16 protein-coding genes and 1 tRNA gene are annotated in these 15,494 nt (G+C 64.2%); 7 read left to right on the forward strand and 10 right to left on the reverse strand.

Annotated features, from left to right (window positions below; all coding sequences use genetic code 11):
- Positions 1-789 (forward strand): transketolase C-terminal domain-containing protein (locus AAC645_RS14790; RefSeq protein WP_340317095.1); only part of this gene is annotated, 789 nt, incomplete at its 5' end.
- A 290-nt stretch (positions 790-1,079) separates the two neighbouring features.
- Entirely contained in the window at positions 1,080-2,789 is a 1,710-nt protein-coding gene (locus AAC645_RS14795) for a PAS domain S-box protein (protein ID WP_340317097.1), read from the forward strand.
- 11 nt (positions 2,790-2,800) lie between these two features.
- Here AAC645_RS14795 and AAC645_RS14800 read toward each other — a convergent pair whose 3' ends face one another.
- The 4 genes from AAC645_RS14800 to AAC645_RS14815 all read right to left on the reverse strand — a co-directional run bounded on the left by AAC645_RS14800 (position 2,801) and on the right by AAC645_RS14815 (position 5,409).
- Positions 2,801-3,088, reverse strand: coding sequence for a FliO/MopB family protein (locus AAC645_RS14800; RefSeq protein ID WP_340317099.1), 288 nt, complete (start codon positions 3,086-3,088; stop codon positions 2,801-2,803).
- 10 nt (positions 3,089-3,098) lie between these two features.
- Positions 3,099-3,416, reverse strand: coding sequence for a flagellar motor switch protein FliN (gene fliN / locus AAC645_RS14805; RefSeq protein ID WP_340317100.1), 318 nt, complete (start codon positions 3,414-3,416; stop codon positions 3,099-3,101).
- Positions 3,413-4,411, reverse strand: a complete 999-nt coding sequence (gene fliM / locus AAC645_RS14810; protein ID WP_340317102.1) for a flagellar motor switch protein FliM — start codon at positions 4,409-4,411, stop codon at positions 3,413-3,415. Before fliM ends, fliN begins: the two co-directional genes overlap by 4 nt.
- 218 nt (positions 4,412-4,629) lie before the next feature.
- Entirely contained in the window at positions 4,630-5,409 is a 780-nt protein-coding gene (locus AAC645_RS14815) for an outer membrane protein assembly factor BamD (RefSeq protein WP_340317104.1), read from the reverse strand.
- Positions 5,410-5,497: 88 nt separating this feature from the next.
- On the opposite strand from AAC645_RS14815, the gene AAC645_RS14820 reads away from it, so the two are divergent.
- Positions 5,498-6,673, forward strand: coding sequence for a glycosyltransferase (locus tag AAC645_RS14820; RefSeq protein WP_340317106.1), 1,176 nt, complete (start codon positions 5,498-5,500; stop codon positions 6,671-6,673).
- Between the two features lie 25 nt (positions 6,674-6,698).
- On the opposite strand, the gene AAC645_RS14825 is transcribed toward AAC645_RS14820, so the two are convergent.
- Genes AAC645_RS14825 through yajC form a run of 4 tightly spaced genes read right to left on the reverse strand, consistent with a single transcriptional unit; the run spans position 6,699 to position 10,011 of the window.
- Positions 6,699-7,076: an MTH938/NDUFAF3 family protein gene (locus AAC645_RS14825; RefSeq protein ID WP_340317108.1), complete on the reverse strand. Its 378-nt coding sequence runs from the start codon at positions 7,074-7,076 to the stop codon at positions 6,699-6,701.
- A 5-nt stretch (positions 7,077-7,081) separates the two neighbouring features.
- Positions 7,082-8,047, reverse strand: a complete 966-nt coding sequence (gene secF / locus AAC645_RS14830) for a protein translocase subunit SecF (protein WP_340317110.1) — start codon at positions 8,045-8,047, stop codon at positions 7,082-7,084.
- Positions 8,048-8,060: 13 nt separating this feature from the next.
- Positions 8,061-9,662 carry a protein translocase subunit SecD gene (secD, locus tag AAC645_RS14835; protein WP_340317112.1) on the reverse strand — a complete coding sequence of 534 codons (1,602 nt, stop codon included), beginning with the start codon at positions 9,660-9,662 and terminating at the stop codon, positions 8,061-8,063.
- Positions 9,663-9,669: 7 nt separating this feature from the next.
- Positions 9,670-10,011, reverse strand: coding sequence for a preprotein translocase subunit YajC (gene yajC / locus AAC645_RS14840; protein ID WP_340317114.1), 342 nt, complete (start codon positions 10,009-10,011; stop codon positions 9,670-9,672).
- Between the two features lie 133 nt (positions 10,012-10,144).
- On the opposite strand from yajC, the gene AAC645_RS14845 reads away from it, so the two are divergent.
- The 3 genes from AAC645_RS14845 to AAC645_RS14855 all read left to right on the forward strand — a co-directional run bounded on the left by AAC645_RS14845 (position 10,145) and on the right by AAC645_RS14855 (position 12,650).
- A tRNA-Pro gene (locus tag AAC645_RS14845) sits at positions 10,145-10,221 on the forward strand.
- A 138-nt stretch (positions 10,222-10,359) separates the two neighbouring features.
- Positions 10,360-12,270 (forward strand): methyl-accepting chemotaxis protein, encoded by a 1,911-nt coding sequence (locus AAC645_RS14850; RefSeq protein ID WP_340317116.1) that lies wholly within the window; start codon positions 10,360-10,362, stop codon positions 12,268-12,270.
- Between the two features lie 86 nt (positions 12,271-12,356).
- Positions 12,357-12,650: a hypothetical protein gene (locus tag AAC645_RS14855; RefSeq protein WP_340317118.1), complete on the forward strand. Its 294-nt coding sequence runs from the start codon at positions 12,357-12,359 to the stop codon at positions 12,648-12,650.
- 61 nt (positions 12,651-12,711) lie between these two features.
- Here AAC645_RS14855 and AAC645_RS14860 read toward each other — a convergent pair whose 3' ends face one another.
- Both AAC645_RS14860 and AAC645_RS14865 read right to left on the reverse strand, forming a co-directional pair.
- Positions 12,712-12,915, reverse strand: a complete 204-nt coding sequence (locus tag AAC645_RS14860) for a hypothetical protein (protein WP_340317120.1) — start codon at positions 12,913-12,915, stop codon at positions 12,712-12,714.
- Between the two features lie 1,069 nt (positions 12,916-13,984).
- A complete protein-coding gene (locus tag AAC645_RS14865) occupies positions 13,985-14,755 on the reverse strand; it encodes a DUF2569 domain-containing protein (protein ID WP_340317122.1) in 771 nt (256 codons plus the stop codon).
- Between the two features lie 520 nt (positions 14,756-15,275).
- On the opposite strand from AAC645_RS14865, the gene AAC645_RS14870 reads away from it, so the two are divergent.
- The gene (locus tag AAC645_RS14870; RefSeq protein WP_340317124.1) at positions 15,276-15,461 is read left to right on the forward strand and encodes a Flp family type IVb pilin; all 186 of its coding nucleotides are present in this window, start codon (positions 15,276-15,278) and stop codon (positions 15,459-15,461) included.
- The last annotated feature ends 33 nt before the right edge of the window (positions 15,462-15,494 follow it).

Raw genomic sequence — 15,494 nt, forward strand, 5'->3', positions numbered from 1 at the left:
GCCGCGGGCCTCGCCGCGCAGGGCTATCGGCCGTTCTGCGCGATATATTCGACCTTCCTGCAGCGCGCCTATGATCAAGTCGTGCACGACGTCGCACTTCAAAATCTGCCGGTCCGCTTCGCGATCGACCGTGCGGGCCTGGTCGGCGCCGATGGCTCCACCCATGCGGGCAGCTTCGATGTCACCTACCTGGCGACCTTGCCCAATTTCGTGGTGATGGCCGCGGCCGACGAAGCCGAGCTTTGCCACATGGTGCATACCGCGGCCCTCCACGACAGCGGGCCCATCGCGCTGCGCTATCCCCGCGGCAACGGCATAGGCGTGGAACTGCCGGCCGTTCCCGAGCGGCTCGAGATCGGCAAGGGGCGGCTGGTACGCGAGGGCAATACGGTCGCGATCCTCTCGCTCGGTACCCGGCTGGGCGAGGCGCTGCGCGCCGCGGATCAGCTCGAGGCGCTCGGTCTATCGACCAGCGTTGCCGATCTGCGCTTCGCCAAGCCGCTCGACGAGATGATGATCCAGCGACTGCTTACAAGCCACGAGGTCGCAGTGACAGTCGAGGAAGGCGCGATCGGCGGTTTCGGGGCGCATGTGCTGACGCTGGCGTCCGACCTTGGCTTGATCGACAATGGCCTGAAGCTCAGGACGCTGCGCCTGCCCGATATCTTCCAGGAGCAGGACAAGCCCGAGCAGCAATATGCCGAGGCGGGGCTCGATGCCGAGTCGATCGTGGCGACGGTGCTCGCCGCACTTCACCGCAACAGCACAGGCCTGGAAGTGCGGGCGTAGATAGACCACGACGTCATGCTGAACTTGTTTCAGCATCCACTTAAACGTTGGGGATCTGCTGTCGAGGGTGCATGGATCGTCGCAAGCACGGTCTGAAGGCCGCCTTGCCATCGGCGGCTCAGTGCGATGTTGGCGGCCTTTGGGGCGGAGCAGCGCGATCTGATGGGATCGTTGAGGCCCGCCAGAGGGTGGGCCGATATCCGGCGGAACACCTGAGGCCCTTCGGGCTCTGGCTCGCGTTGCGCGCGGCTGGTAGACAGTTGCCACTCCTATAGAGAGTCGACTTTCAGATGCCCAGCCTCGACCGCTTCTTCACGCTGTCTCCGGATCTGCTCACAGTTGCCAGTTGGACCGACGGAAGGCTCATGCGCGTCAATCCGGCGACCTGCCAAATCTTGGGCTGGAGCGAGGCAGAGCTGCTGTCGCGGCCATTTCTCGAACTGATCCATCCGGACGATCGCGACAGGGTGGCGGCGGTGGCGGCGGCGGCGCTTGCGGCGGGCCAGACGAGCATCCGGGAGGAACATCGGATCCTCCGCAAGGACGGCAGCTATCTCTGGACCGAGTGGCACGACGCCTGTTTCGCCGACGAGGATCTGATCTACGCCACCGGTCGCGACATCACCGAGCGCAAGCAAGTCGAGGCCGCGCTGGCGGCGGCACAGGCCGAGCGGACCGCGGTCCTCGAAAGCATTGGCGACGCCTTCTACTCAGTCGACGCCGAGTGGCGAGTCACCTACGCCAATGCCCGCGCAACCGCGCTGCTGAACCGATCCGAGCCCATGGTGGGGCGGCGGCTGGGCGACTTTGTCTCCAATAGAAGCGAAGTCCGTTTCCGTCGCCAACTTGCCTTGTTCCGCCAGGCCATGGCAGATCGACAACAACGGGATGTGGAATATTTCAACGAACTAGCAGGACGATGGGTTTCGGCGCGAATCTATCCGCGCGACGATGGCGGGCTCTCCGTCTATTATCAGGACATCACCGAGCGTAACCATATGGAAGAGACGCTGCGGGCGAGCCAGGCGCATTTCGAGGCGGTCGCCCGTCTCGTGCCCGACCTGCTCTGGCGCGCCGAGCCGGATGGGACCGCGACATGGTCCAGTCAAGGCTGGTGCGAATATTTCGGGCAACCGATGGAGACGCTGCCGGATAACGGGTGGGGCAAACTGCACCCCGATGACGCCGAGAAAGTCCGGACCACTTTCGAAGCGTCTTTCCGGAGCGCACGGTCCGTATCCCACGAATGCCGCGTCCTTCGTTACGATGGCGTGTACCGCTGGTTTCTGGTGCGTATTCAGCCGCTGTTCGACAGCGATGGTGCGGTTACCGCCTGGTTCGGCGCGTCGACCGACATTGACGATCTCAAGTGCGCGCAGGGCCAGCAGGAGCTGCTCATCGCCGAACTTCAGCACCGGACGCGCAACCTTCTCGGTGTGGTTCGCTCGCTCGCGACGCAGACCCTGGCAGGCAGCGCCACCCTCGACAACTTCTCCGAACGCTTCAACAGCCGGCTGGGGGCGCTGTCGCGCGTCCAGAGCTTTCTCTCCCGGGGGGTGGCGATTGAGATCCGCGACCTCGTCCGCGCGGAGCTGGCGGCGCACGGCATCGAACCGAGCGATCCCCGCGTCATTGTTGACGGTCCATCGGCAGAGCTACCGGCTAGCGCTGTTCAGCCGCTGGCCTTGGCCGTGCATGAGCTGACCACGAACGCCCTGAAGCATGGCGCGTTCGCCATGCCAGCGGGGCGTCTGGCGGTCCGGTGGTCGATCGACACCAAAACGGAGCCCCCGTCGCTGGCTCTCGAGTGGCGCGAAAGCGGGGTGGCGATGCCGGACCATGAGAAGCCCACGCGCCGGGGATTCGGGCTCAACCTGATCGAATGCGGTCTGCCCTATCAACTCGGCACGACAACCAGCGTGGCCTTGTCGCCCGGCGGCCTGGTCTGCAATCTCGTGCTGCCGCTCCTCAACGCGGGACCGGCTCAGCATGACGCATGACGAGGGGCTCCTCAGCCGTCCTCATCCGGCAGCACGAACACGCCGTCGGCGGGTGCTTCCGCGAGCTTCTCGATCCGGCCGCGCGAGACCGAGACCAGGATGTGGCGATTGGCGAACTCCACCACGGCCAGTCGGCCGGTGGCGCCCATCGGGATCGCGTCGACGATCTTGAGCGATCTCTGCCGGTTGCCGATGGCGATGCCCGGCTGGACTTTCCGCCACAGCCACAGCGACCCGAATGCCAGTCCACCGACGAGCGGAACCAGCAGGAACAGTTTCAACAAATAATCTATCATCATTGGCGAAGCATCATTGGCGGCGTTCTATCCCCGACAGCCGCGCATCGGCAGCGACCACGTCGACCACCCTTATCCCGAACTTTCCGTTGACTGTCACTACCTCGCCCTTCGCGACGAGCGTGCCGTTCACCATGATGTCGAGAAGCTCGTTGGACTGGCGGTCAAGCTCGACCACGCTGCCCGAGTTCAGATCCATCAGTTCGGCCAGGCGCAGCGAGGTGCTGCCGACCTCGACCGACAGCCGCAGCGGGATATCCGCGAGCAGCCGGTAATTGGCGCGGCTCGACAGATCGCCCGGCACTGCGGGAACATCGGACATATCGCTCATTTCAATAGACCCTTGTTGAGATTCTCTATCATCATGGCCGCGCGGCCTTCCTGTTCGCCGATGGTGCCTTCCGCGAAGCGGCGGTTGCCGACGAGCAGTGGCACCGTCTGCGACAGCGTGATCGGGATGACATCACCCGGCTTCAGCGCCAGCAACTGGGCAACTGTCATTTCCGGGCGCGCCAGCACCGACCGAACCGGCAGCGCGACATTGTCGAGCGCACCGAGCAGCTTGTTCTTCCAGTCGCGGTCGTCGCCGCCACCGCCGGCCTGGGATCGCGACGCGATCGCATCCTCGATCGGCTGGAGCATCGCGAGCGGGTAGAGAATCTCGATACGGGTCGAACGAGACATGCCGGCCTTGATGGTGAAGCTCTGCGCGACGACAGCTTCGTCGGGGCGGACCATGTTCGCGAAATCGGCATTGGTTTCGTGGGCAGCGAATTCGAACTGCAGCGGATAAGTCTCACCCCAGCTCCTGGTCAGCACATCGGTAATGGCGGTGACGAGGCGTTTCTGGAGCCGTTGCTCCGAAGGGGTGAACTCCCCGCCCTTGGTCGCGAGGCCGCCGCCTGTACCGCCATAGAAGGCGTCGACCATGTTGGTGATGAAAGCGGGGTCAATCGCGATCATCATCATCCCCTTGGCGGGGCGGACGCGAAAGACGCTCAGGCTCATATAATCGGCCTGGTTGCGCTGCCACTCGTCGAAGCGGCGCGTCTCAAGCGGGACGGCGTCCACCTTGGCGCGGGTCTGTGCGATCGGCTCGATCACGTCGCGCAGCCGCCGTGCTATCCGCTCATTGATGCGTTCCAAGTGAGCAAGCTGGGCAACCGGCCGATCCTTGCGCTGGCCGAGCGCGAAAAGCTCGACGGTCTGCGCCTGCGGGACGGGCGACGCTTCCGCTGCGTCGGCCTGGTCGAACGAGATATCGCTGAGCTCATCCATCAGCGCGGCGACCTCGTCACCGGAAAGACTGGAAGCTGCGCGCGTCATCTATTTTGCAAGTGCCCCAAGACGAAAATGCCGGTTCTGCCGGTGGAATCGGTATAGGGCTGAGGTGGTTAACGAAACGTCGAGACGCGATTAGGCTTTCGTTGAAGATGGTTCCATACCCACGTCATTCCAGCGAAAGCTGGAATCTCTTTAGTTGTGAGATGAAGAGAAGGGAGATCCCAGCTTTCGCTGGGATGACGGGCAGTTGTCGCCGAGCCTCAGGCTGCGCCCTTCTTGCGGATGAGCTGATAGGCATGCCCGTACCACTTGCTGCCGGGATAGTTCGTACCCAGCACCGCGGCAGCGCGCTCGGCCTCGACGGGGATGCCCAGTTCCAGGTAGCTTTCGGTCAGCCGCATCAACGCCTCGGGCGCATGGCTGGTGGTGTCATACTGGTCGATCACGGTGCGGAAGCGGATGACCGAGGCGAGCCAGTCGCCGCGGCGCTGATAGAAACGGCCGATTTCCATCTCCTTGCCGGCGAGATGGTCCTTGATCAGATCGGTCTTCACGCGCGCATCCGCGGCGTAACGCGAATCGGGGTAGCGGCGGATCAGCTCGTTCATGGCGTCGAGCGCCTGCTGGGTCAGCTTCTGGTCGCGGGTGACATCCTGGATCTGCTCATAATAATCTATCGCGATCAGATAGAGCGCATAGGGCGCGTCGCGGTTGCCGGGATGGATCGCAACGAAGCGCTGCGCCGAGCCGATCGATTCGGTGTACTGACGGGCCAGATAGTAGGAAAAGGCGCTCATCAGCTGCGCGCGGCGGGCCCAGACCGAATAGGGATGCTGCCGCTCCACCTCGTCGAACAGGGCGGCCGCCAGCTTATATTGCCGGCGGTCGAGCCGCTCCTTGGCCGCATTGTAGAGCGTGTCGACATCCCGGGCGACATATTTGGTATCGCCCTTGTTCTTGCTGGTGGCACAGCCGGCCAGTGGAGTGACAAGGGCGGCAGCGATCATCAAGGCGATCGGACGGGTGGCTTTACGCAGCATAGGCTGGTTTCTTTAGGGCCCAATCGTCACCGCCGCAATGGCCGCGAACAGGGGGTGCGCCGCGGCGCCAAGCGGCTAAGATGATCCGATGCTGCGCGTGCTGACATTATCCACATTATTCCCGGATCGCACCCGTCCCGGCTTCGGGGGATTCGTCGAGCGGCAGACCCGCGCACTGGCCGCGCATCCCGACGTGGACGTGAAGGTCGTTGCGCCGCTGGCGATGCCGCCGACCGCCCTGGCGCGGCGCCATCCGGCCTACCGCGCGCTTGGCGAACTGCCGCTGCGCGAGGACTGGGACGGGTTGGACGTGCGCCGGCCGCGTTTTCCGGCGCTGCCCCTGATCGGCGGACGGATCAATCCATGGAGCCTGTGGTGGGGCCTTCTCCCGGTGCTCGATGCGCTGCGGGAGGATTTCGCGTTCGACGTGATCGACGCGCAATTCTTCTATCCGGATGGTCCCGCGGCGGTGTGGCTCGGCCGGCGCTATGGCGTACCGGTGTCGATCAAGGCGCGCGGCAGCGACATTCACCTGTGGGGCGATAAGGCGGGTTGCCGTGGCAAGATCGTCGCGGCCGGTCAGGCGGCGGACGGTCTCCTTGCGGTGTCGGCGGCGCTGCGCCGCGACATGATCGCGATGGGAATGCCGGGCGAAAGGATCGGCATCCATCATACCGGCATCGACCGCTCGATGTTCCATGTCCAGGACCGCGCTGTGGCGAAGGCGGAACTGGGCGTAACGGGCCCGCTGGTGGTCACGATCGGCAACCTGATCCCGCTCAAGGGACAGGCGCTGGTCATTGAGGCGATGCGCGCCTTGCCGGGCGTCACGTTGCTGCTGGCCGGCCGCGGCCCGGATCAGGACGCGCTGGCGGCGCAGATCGCCGCAAAGGGGCTGCAGGATCGGGTTCGGCTGCTCGGGGCGCTTCCGCACGCGCAACTGCCCGGCTTGCTGGCCGCGGCGGATGTGATGGCGTTGCCGTCGGCCTCGGAAGGGCTCGCCAATGTCTGGGTGGAGGCGCTCGCCTGCGGCACGCCGCTCGTGATCACCGACGTGGGCGGTGCGCGCGACGTGGTCGATCGGCCGGCGGCGGGGCGGCTGGTGGAGCGGACGCCGGATGCCATCGCTGCGGGGATCGAGGGAGTGCTGGCGAACCCGGCACCGCAGACCGAGGTGGCGGAGGCGGTGCGGGGGTTCAGCTGGGAACGGAATTGCGAGGCGCTCTATGCGCATCTGAAGGGGCTGGCCGAAGCAAACCCCTGACCTCGAACAAAGGGCAGAAAGGCAGCTACAGCGGCATCAGCGCCGCAACCACCCAGCGGTCCTCGCCGCGCAGGACATTCCAGGCGCGGGCGGCGGCGCGGCTGTCCATGGCCTCGATGCCGAAGCCCATCGCCTCGATCGCTGCTGCGAAGGCAGGCGAGGGGCGGCGCATCGACGGGCCCGTGCCGAGCAGCAGGAACTCAGGCGGCGGCTGGATCGCGAGCAGGGCTGCGACATCTTCGGCGGTGAGCGCTTCGAGAGCCGGCGGTGTCCAGTCGCGCGCATCGTCAGGGGTCAGCCACAGGCCCCCCGGCACGATCCGGTCCTCGACTCGAAAAGCTTTCCCCGCGAAGCCGCGGACGGTCGGGCCGGCCGCTGGGAGTTCGCGATCGAAGCTCACCATGACCGTCAGGTCCTGGGGCCGACCCGTTCGGCGTTCGGACGGGCGTTGTCCGGCTTGGCGGCGAAGCGCTGCGGTTCGAGACCCAGCGTGATCAGCAGCGACGAGGACACATAGACTGACGAATAGGTGCCGACGACGATGCCGAGCATCATGGCCGCCGCGAAACCGCGCAGCACATGCCCGCCGAACAGCAGCAGCGCGCCGAGCGCGAGCATCACGGTGAGCGACGTCATCACCGTGCGCGGCAGCGTCTCGTTGACCGAAAGATCGATCAGCGATTTCATGTCCATCTGCCGGTACTTGCGCATGTTCTCGCGGATGCGGTCGTCGATCACCATCTTGTCGTTGATCGAATAGCCGATGATCGTGAGCACCGCGGCGACGATGTTGAGATCGAACTCCATCCAGGTGATCGCGAAGAAGCCCAGCGTCATCAGCACGTCGTGGACGATCGCGATGAAGGTGGAGACGCCGAACTGCCATTCGTAGCGCAGCCAGGAGAAGATCGCGATCCCGATCACCGCAAGCGCGACGGCGAGCAGGCCGTTGCGGATCAACTCGTCGGAGACCTTACCCGAGACGGTGTCATAGCGCGGGAAGGTGACGCCCGGGAACTGGGCCCTGAGCGAGTTGGAGACCTTGTTGACCACGGCATTGGTGGCGCCCTCGTCGGTGCTCGCGGGTGTGGGCAGGCGGATCGAGACGCTCTTGGGATCGCCGAACTGCTGGAGCGAACCCTGGCCGACGCCGAGCTTGTCGACATTGCGGCGCACCGCATCGAGCGACGGCGGAGCGGGGAATTTGGCCTCGATCATCAGGCCACCGACGAAATCCACGCCGAGATTGAGGCCATGATAGGCCACCGCACCGATCGATGCGATCGTCAGCAGCGCGGTGATTACGAAGGCCACGATCCGAACGCGGACGAAGCCGATATTGGTGTTGTCGGGAACGAGCTTCAGCAGACGCATGGGACTGTTCCGATCATATGTGCAGCGTCGTCGGCCGCGCGCGGCGGAGCCACAGGGCGACCATCATGCGGGTGAAGACCACGGCCGTGAACACCGAGGTGGCGATGCCGATCAGCAGCACGACCGCGAAGCCCTTCACCTGGCCGGAGCCGAGCACGAACATGATCAGCCCGGCAATCGCATGGGTAACGTTCGCCTCGAAGATCGTGCGGCTGGCTTCCTTATAGCCGAACTCGACGGCCTGGGTGGGATTGCGCCCGCGCCGCAGTTCCTCGCGGATGCGTTCGTTGATCAGCACGTTGGCATCGACGGCGGTGCCGATCGTCAGCACGAAGCCGGCGATGCCCGGCAGGGTCAGCGTCGCGTTCATCAGCGCCATGACGCCCAGGATGATGAAGATGTTTATCACCACCGCGAGATCGGCATAGAAGCCGAAGCGGCCATAGCTGACCAGCATGAAGATCACCACGCCGACCGCGGCGATGACGCTGGCGAGCGTGCCGGCGCGGATCGAATCGGCGCCGAGATCCGGCCCGACGGTGCGCTCCTCGACCACCTTCAGCGCCACCGGCAGCTTGCCCGAACGCAGCGAGATTGCGAGTTCGTTGGCACTGTCGGTGGTGAAGCGGCCCGATATCTGCGCCTGGCCGCCGAGGATCGGCTCGTTGATGTTCGGCGCCGACAGCACCTTGTTGTCGAGGATCATCGCGAAGGGCTTGTTGACGTTTTCCTGCGTCACCCGCGCGAACTTGCGGCCACCCTCGCTGTTGAAGGTGATCGACACGACCGGCTCGTTGGTCTGGCTGTTGAAGCTCGGCCGGGCGTCGACCAGCTCGTCGCCAGTCAGCATCGCGCGACGCTTTACCGCGATGAACGGGACGCCGCTGGGGCTTTCGGGATAGGGCAGGATTTCGCTGCCGACAGGCGCATGACCCTTCGCCACCTCGGCGGGATCGGCGGTCAGGTCGACCAGCTTGAACTCGAGCTTGGCGGTCTTGCCGATCAGGGCCTTGAGCGCGGCCGGATCCTGCAGGCCGGGCACCTGGACGATGATCCGGTCGCTGCCCTGGCGGATGATGGTGGGCTCCTTGGTGCCCATCTCGTCGATGCGCTTGCGGACGACTTCGGTGGCGACCTGCATCGCGCTGTCGGTAGTCTGGGCGAGCCCGGCATCGGTCGGGGTCAGCACGATGCGGGTGGAATCGACCACCTGGACGTTCCAGTCGCGCTGGCCGCTCATTCCCGAAGGCTGGGTCAGCGTGCGGATGCGCTCGACCGCGGCGTCGAGCTGCGCTCCGTCACGCACGAAGAAGGAAAGGCGGCCGCCTGTCGTCGAGATATCGCCGATCGCGATCGGAGGATCGGCGCGGCGCATTTCGGTGCGGACCTGGTCCTCCATCTTGGTGATGTTCTGCTTGGCGAGGTCGGTCGTGTCCGCCTCGAGCATCAGGTGGCTGCCGCCCGAAAGGTCGAGCCCCAGATTGATGCGCGGCAGGCCGCCGAGGCCCCAGCGCTCTATCGTCGCCTCGGGCACGAAGCTCGGCAGTGACAACAGCACGCCGAGCGCCATCGACAGGACGATCGACCAGATCTTCCAACGCGGGAAATCGAGCATGTTGGGTTCAGTCGTTGGCGGGTTTGCCCGAGGCCGTGCGACGGACCTCGGAGATGGTGCTCTTGACGATCTTCACCCTGACGTTGGGCGCGATCTCGGCCTCGACCTCATGCTCATCGACCTTGACGACCTTGGCGACGATGCCGCCGGCGGTGACGATCTGGTCGTTCTTCTGGACCGCGTCGATCGCCTGACGGTGCTCCTTCATCTTGCGCTGCTGCGGGCGGATCATCAGGAAATAGAAGATCACGAAGATGAAAATCAGCGGCGCGAACTGCATGAGCATCGCGGCGCCGCCGCCGGCGGGCGCCGCGCCTGCGGCCTGTGCGTAAGCGGGTGAAGCGAACATCGATCAAGGTATCCCGAAAGAGGGCGGGCACGAACCAGCCCGAAGTGGCCGCGCGCCTATCACGTTCCGCATGGAAGGCGCAACCGGGCGCTTGCCAAGCACGAAAGACCTGCCTAAAGCGCGCAGCCTTGGTCGGGGCGTGGCGCAGCCTGGTAGCGCACTTGACTGGGGGTCAAGGGGTCGCAGGTTCGAATCCTGTCGCCCCGACCAGATTATCGCAGCGGCCTTACCCCCCCTCGCGCTGCTCACGATGCCTGTCGCGCGTAAGCCTCTGTTTTTGGCGGAGCTTAGCCGCGGCGGCCGTCGTGGTTAACATTTTGGTGATATTCGGCGGCGCATAGATCGGGCATGTCCATGCGCCCAATGCCGCTCCCCGTCTGGCTGCTTCGAACCCTTGCGCGACTGTGGTCGTTCGCCGCCGGCCAGCCGCCTGCCTTGCTGCGCTTCGCAGTGCTGACGGGCGTGGGGATCGTCGCGACGGTCTTTCTGCTCGGATCGCTGATGATGCAGATGGATGCGGATGCTGCCGACGAAAAGCTGCGGATGGTGCGCGGGGCGCTCGCCCAGGAGGGCGCGACGCTGTCCGGCTCGACGATGGACTATGCGCGATGGGACGATGCCGTCGAGCATGTCTATGGCGAAGTCGACCGGCACTGGCTCAACACCAACTTCCTCGGCACCATTCCTCTCTATGTGATCGATGAGCGGGGCAGGACGCTCTATGCGTCGCGCCCAAATGCCTGGTTCGCCGCCGATTTCGGCTCGGACGCGCCGGAGGTGCTGCCGCGTCTTCTGCGCCGGTTGCCGCGCCGCGCGGCGGACGCCGCCGCCATCGGTGCCGTGACGACGGCCGGAGTTCGGCACGGCCAACTGGCGATCTTCTCGGCCGCGGCGATCCTGCCGTTCACCAAGGGAGTGGCGCTGCCGCGCGCGCCGTTGCGCTATGTGGTGCTGGTCAAGCCCGTTGGCCCGGCCCTGCTCGCCAAATGGGCCAGGAGCTTCGCATTGCCGGCCATCGCCTGGCAGAGCATCCCGCCACAGGGCGACGCCCGCAACGAACTGACCGTCAACGACGCGGATGGCCGGCCATTAGGGCATGTCCAGTGGGATTGGGTGTCGCCAGCGGGCGAGGCGATCAGGGAATTATCATGGCTGATACTGGCGAGCGCGGCGGCGTTCATCGGCCTCTCCTGCTGGCTGATCCGGTCTGTGCTTGCCACCCAGCGGGCGCTCGAAAGCAAATCGCGCCTAGCTGAGGAGAGCCTTGCCGGACGCGATAGCGCACTGGAAGAAGCACGCACGGCCCATGCCTCGGCGGAGCGCTCGCTCGCTCAGGCGGAAGAGGCGAATCGGCGGCTGCAGCTGATCGCGCAGAAGGAAGCCGAGGAGCAGGCGCAGCACCGTCAGCAGCTCAGCATGATTTCGAACGGCGTCGCCGATCGGCTCAACGCGCAGATCGGCACGCTGATCGAGCAACTCATCACGAGCGCCGACGAGCTCGATCGGAGCGCGGCGGTGACGCTCTCGTCGGTCGAGACCCAGAAGCGCGCATCGGAGCTGGCGCAGACGCGTAGCGCGGCATCGGCATCAGCGCTCCAACTGATCGAGAACAACGTCCAGGAGCTCGATCGCGCGACGCGCCGTATCCACGAACAGTCGGAGCAGATCGCGCAGGCCATGCGGCTCGCCGATGCCGAATCGGGCGCGGCGACCGACGCCAATGGCGATCTGCTGGTTCAGATCGATTCGATCGGCGCCGCCGCGCGGCTGATCGAGGACCTCGCCACCCAATCCAACCTGCTCGCGCTCAACGCCACGATCGAGGCGGCTCGGGCCGGCGAGGCTGGCCGCGGCTTCGCGGTCGTGGCCAGCGAAGTGAAGGGGCTGGCGACGCAGACCCACCGCACCACCAACGACATCCATGGCCGTGTCGCGGGGGTCGAAGCAGCGGCCCGCGCCACCACCTCGCTGGTCGAGAAGGTGCACGGCCTGCTCCAGAACCTGAACGCCACGATCAACAGCACCGCCAGTGCGGTCGTCCAGCAACAGGCCACCGCGGCCGCCATCCTCGAGGCCAGCCAGCTGGTGGGCCAGCACGCCGGCGACACGCATGATTCGGTGGAAACGATCGCCCGCTCCTTATCGGCGGTGCGCGACAGCGCCGACGGCACCCGCTCGATCGGTGCGCGGGTGCGCGATCATGCCGGCAGGCTCAGCGCGGAACTGGAGCGGATCGTGGCCCAGCTGCGGGCGGCGTGACGCAGCAGCTTGTTGCAACCTGGGGCAGGGGAACCTTTGGCAGGAGCGAGCGCTCATGATCCGGTGCAACGACCGGAGCGACTATCATGCAGATCCTGAAGATCGCTGGACTGACGGCGGCGTGCCTCGGGCTCGCCGCCTGCGGAGGCAAGGGCGATGACAAGCTGGGCGATCAGGCCAGGCAGGCCATGGACAACCGCGCCGACGCCATGGACGCGGCAGCCGACAATATGTCCGGCACCGCCGAGGACATGATGCAGGCCCGCGCCGACGCGACGCGCGAGGCCGGAAAGGCGAAGGAAGAGGCGATCGACAAGTCCGACGTCAATGCGGACGCGATGACCAACGCGCAGAAGGCGGCGGTCGTAAACGGGATGTGATCCCGGCGGACGCGGCAAGCTCCGGACGCGGCGGCGCCCGGAGCTTCGCCAGCGCTAGCGCTTATCCTCCGAGCGCGTGCTCTTCGGCCGTTACCGGCAGGCCGCGCTGTGGATGCGAGAAGGTGGCGGCCGTGATCCATACTGCCGACATGGCGAGGATCGCCAGAAGCAGGCTTATCATCAGGACATATCGCACATAATGCGGCGTGTCGCCGCCACTGGCCTCTCGGGTATCGAGATGTATTTCGTCGCCGATCTTTTTCATGGCTACTCTCCGGGACGCTGCCATCTTTACGCACGTAGCAACGACCAATCATCGTGCAGTTCCGGGCCAAATCGCCGGACGCGAATGGCTCTCAGAGGTTCTTGGTGTGGCCGGAGAAGGTCGGCAGCTTTCGCTTCGTCGAGCCTATCACAATCCGGAATTTTTCCGGATCATTCGTCACGTATCGAAGAAACCCGTCTCCTGTGTCACCTTGTTCCAGCGAACGCGCCAAGCAACCATTTCATTTATACCACGTCTGCTTGAGTCAGACCAGTTCAACTATGGCAGGCCATCAAGTCATTGCACACATCCCCCGCCGCGGGAGACGGAGGCCAGGGGAGCGTGAGAGGCGCGTCGGCCAGACCTCTCCTGCCACTGACCCTCACCTCCATGCGGTGGAGCTATGCGCGTGAGGTCAGGCCTGCAGATTGAATCGGGCCGCCACCGCTGGATAGGTGCCAGCGCGCGATCTCACGCGTGCTTTTCCGGCGGCGAGCTCGTTACGCGTAAGATTCGAAAGAGACTTCCGTCGCTCCCAATTCGAGCAAGACTACGAAGAATAGCTGACGCCCTGACTATAGGGGCGTAGCCCTCATGCGTTTCCAAATTTCCGCTGCCGAGTGATAAATAGAGCATTACCTTTATTATGGAGGGGGTAATGAGAATACTGACCACCATTGCCATATTCTATACGTACCTCATCGCAGTTCCAGCATTGGCGGAAACCAGAGCGTCGATATCTCAAAGAGAGAGTGGGTTCGTCATTATTGCCAGCCAGTCAGAACGGGCCGTGTATGCGTGTAATTACACTGTTCAGATCGTCTTTGCGGACAGTTCCGGCAATAAATCCAGAACCGTCCGAGTTGGCGGATCGACCGACGTGAGCGGCTCGGGTACGAATATGGCCGTGGTTACGTCCGATTTAAATCAACCTATCCAATCTGCGACGCTCCGGGGGTGGCGGTGCGAGTTCAAGAGGGCCTTGTAGTCGGCCGCCTGGAAAGGCTGCCGGTTGGATCATTTACCCGCCACCGGCACAATAACGACGGCATATTCCAGAGGCGGCGTTCTAGGCCGGGACACGGTGTCGATAGGTCAGGTTCACGCGGCGGGAAAGCAGCAGATAGGGTGCCCATAGCACGATCCCGATCAGTACCTTCTTGATGTTGCCATCGAGCAGGCTGACGAGCGCGCCGCCTACGCTGCCAGGCAAGCCGGGCGTGCCGCCCATGACCCGCGCGATGCCGAGTTGCATCACCAGGTCGATTGCCCAGATCGTGACGAGCAGGCGCGGGAAGAGCGGCACATGGCGCAAAGCCGCGACGAAGGCGACGACGTAAAGGCTTGAAAACAGCACAACATCGGCCAGCATCACGCCGAATAGGGGCCCATACCAGCTTGGCGCGGCACCGGCGGCGGGGATAGCGAAGAGGAATTCGGCCGTCCGTATCGGCACGTTGAGTAACATGCCAAGCATCAGCGAGTAGATGAGGCCGCTAGCGCCATAATAACGCATCGTCCGTGCCTCCGCGCCGGACACGCTCCGCCAGCGGCCCACACGCGCGAGACGAATGCGCGGTTGGTTCATGTCCGTCCCAGGTGCGAACCAGCGCAGCGCGAGGAATCCGGACAGGATCGGTGCCGCGACCACCAGGATGTAGGGCACGGCCACCAGCAGCATCTCGGCGGCATCGACGATCGGCGTCGCGGCGAAAGCCACGCGCAGGCCGCAAGCGAAGCTCGCGACGATCGTCCAGCCGAACATCACGCGCACGAGATTGCGCTGGAGCCGACTCACGGCGCCCGCCTTCCGATCGAGATCCTGGTCGCCAATATGCATTGGGCAATCCTATTCCGCTGGAAAGGAAACCGCCAGCAGAAGCTGGAGTTGCCATCATTCGGGTCAATGGTTTGCTTGTGCTTAATTGCGGGCGCGCGGAGCGATGCTACCCCTTTCGTCGGTGGTCGCCGAGATACTCCCTTTTAGCCGGTTCCGACCCTTGGAGTATCGTCGGGTACGACCGCAAGCGAATGGGAGAGTGCAGCTAAGGCCATGTAATCGTCATGTAAATTCAACTGATCGACATCGCGGAGACTCTGCTGCAACTGCGAAAGTCCTCGAATCACCGGCATTCGTCCATAAGCCTGATGCGCAGCCTGCGCTCGTTTCTGTCTGAAAATGACCATATAAGTCTACTCCTCATTGTCGACTTCCACGCTGGCCAATTTCTGCAATTGTCTGCCGAAGCGGTGCAACGGAAGCTAGCGGTCTCTCCGCGATGTTCTAGTTTTCCTGGCTAAAGTTCGCCGCCGATCCGTAGGTGTGGGGCTGTCTCGCGCCAAAGCTAACGGAGTTCAACATGACGAAATATCTGAAGAACTACTGGAGTGATCAATCAGGCGCGGCTGCGGCTGAATATGCACTCATTCTGGCGATCGTCGGAACTGCAATTGCAGGGGCGTCGATCATTTTGGGTGGCGCAGTAAGCACCTCCATGAGCACCGCTGCGACCTGCATCACCAGCACGGGCAAGACCTGCCCGTAAGGGTCCGACCTGATAACACCAACATCTCGCAAG

The organism is Rhizorhabdus argentea, from assembly GCF_037861105.1.
Classification (GTDB): domain Bacteria; phylum Pseudomonadota; class Alphaproteobacteria; order Sphingomonadales; family Sphingomonadaceae; genus Rhizorhabdus; species Rhizorhabdus argentea.